Here is a 1,767-nt window from a genome sequence, read left to right as displayed (position 1 = left end):
GCCTGGTGCTGTCCGGCCACAGCCACCCGCTATCGGCCGGCATGTTCGCCGCGTGCGTCGTGCTGACCTGCGGGGTCGCGGTCGTGCTCTGGGTGCTCGGACACCGCGCCGACCTGTGGCTGATCGGGCGCCGGCAGCCGGCGATCGCCGCATATCTGGCGGACCCAACGCGGGGCTGAAAAGCGTTAGCCGCCTTCTCGGGTGGGGGCATCGCTGGGACGTGCTTGATCGCCGGCTGCTTGCTGATGGCCGGGCAGCAGCTTGGCGCTCATCTTGACCGCCTTGACTGCGCTTGTGGTACCGGCCTCTAATGTCACGCCAATGGCCATAATGATGATGCCCGGGATGAACAGTGCTCGTGAGCCGAGCATGAGCAGCCCGATGCGGCCCAGGACATAGGGCGGGGTGCAGACCGCCGCTCCAACTGCCCCGCCCACCGCGGTAAGGGTGAGCTTGTCCCGTTTCGAATGTGTGATCTGCACACCGATGAGCCGGGCCGGCACGGCGACATAGCAGATCATCATCACGGCGATGATGACACTCAGCGAGATAGCGAACCACCACTGCCCCCAGCGGACGAGGACCACCGTTGACACGCCGAGGCAGACACCGGCCGCTGCGCCCCATCCCAGGATCACGGCGAGACTGGACCGGGCCCGGGTGAACGCGGGCCCGATCATCGGAGGTCCCGGCTCGGCGATGGCAAATGCGAAGACGGCGTTGAGGAAGAAGCTCGCCGCGGTGATCGCGGCCACAGCGAGCACGACCGCCACCACGACTGGCCCGCGCAGCACATGGAAGGAGTGTCCATGGAGAACATGGGCCTTCAGATCAAGCAGCGCGATCCAGATCCACATCGCCGGGAGCACCTGGATCAGGGTGAGCCGCCAGTTGGTGATGAGCAGCCTCACCCCGTCGAACAGCATCACGATGGCGCCAACAGCAAGGGCGAGCGGAGCGAAGAGCCGCCGGGACCGGCTCAGCCGGAGAACTGCCTGCTCCACGGCCGCATCGTCACTTTGGCTGACCGCATGAATCAGGCTCCCGACCTTTGCCCGCCAGGCTGCCGGGCGCGGCCGGGGTACCGATTCACCGATTCGCGGGGGCGAGGAATACCCAACAGAATTGCCGTCAGCGGGCAAGCGCGCCGGCCGGTCCTGAGCATTCGGGTCTATGGGCACGGCGAGCCCCTCAGCTCAGTAGCCCCGGCTGCCGCAGGATCAGCACGATCGAGAGGATCAGCAGCACGGAGCCGAACGCGATCATGGCGTAGCGCACCCCGTTCAGCTTGAATGGGCTGCCCATGCCCGCCAGGAACAGTGCAGCGGCCGGGAACACCGCGATCCGGACGTGGTTGCCGCCGGTGAGCCCAGCCTGGTTGCCTGCATTCCCGGGGAGGATTCATGGGAGGAGGCGTGGGTCGGGCTGAAACGCCGGTACGGCTCGTGTTGCTCGAGGCAGACCTGCATCGGGTTGGTGACTGCGTGTTCTGGCGTAGATCTGCCACGTGCGCGGGCCCGCGGGTCAAAGGGAGGCGCAGCCGCTCTCGAAACCGTCCCAGTCCGTGGTGGAAGGTCATGAGCTGGCTGGGGGCCGGGTTCGCCCGGCTGCGATGACGGCATCAACTTCGCGGAGGAAGTTGACTAGTGCCATCGCGAGGAACGCCGCGCCGATGAGCGAGAGAATCTGCGCTTCTGGGCGTCCGGTCCTGCGGGCGATCGAATGGGCGACCGGCTGAGCGACGGTCTTGGTCCAGCCCGTCAGGCC

General features: G+C 66.8%; 3 protein-coding genes. All 3 read right to left on the bottom strand.

Going from position 1 to position 1,767, the window contains the following annotated elements; genetic code table 11:
* Nucleotides 1-185: 185 nt before the first annotated feature.
* Nucleotides 186-1,004 carry a hypothetical protein gene (locus WA225_RS20145; RefSeq protein ID WP_422609290.1) on the bottom strand — a complete coding sequence of 273 codons (819 nt, stop codon included), beginning with the start codon at nt 1,002-1,004 and terminating at the stop codon, nt 186-188.
* Between the two features lie 187 nt (nt 1,005-1,191).
* A complete protein-coding gene (locus tag WA225_RS20140; RefSeq protein WP_422609289.1) occupies nt 1,192-1,338 on the bottom strand; it encodes a hypothetical protein in 147 nt (48 codons plus the stop codon).
* 237 nt (nt 1,339-1,575) lie between these two features.
* The coding region (locus tag WA225_RS20135; protein WP_422609288.1) for a hypothetical protein at nt 1,576-1,767 on the bottom strand (192 nt) is incomplete at its 5' end.

The organism is Pseudomonas sp. (assembly GCF_049300855.1).
Taxonomy (GTDB): domain Bacteria; phylum Pseudomonadota; class Gammaproteobacteria; order Pseudomonadales; family Pseudomonadaceae; genus Aquipseudomonas.
The sequence above is the reverse complement of the archived record's forward strand: the minus strand, read 5'-3'. Positions and strand labels throughout refer to the sequence as shown.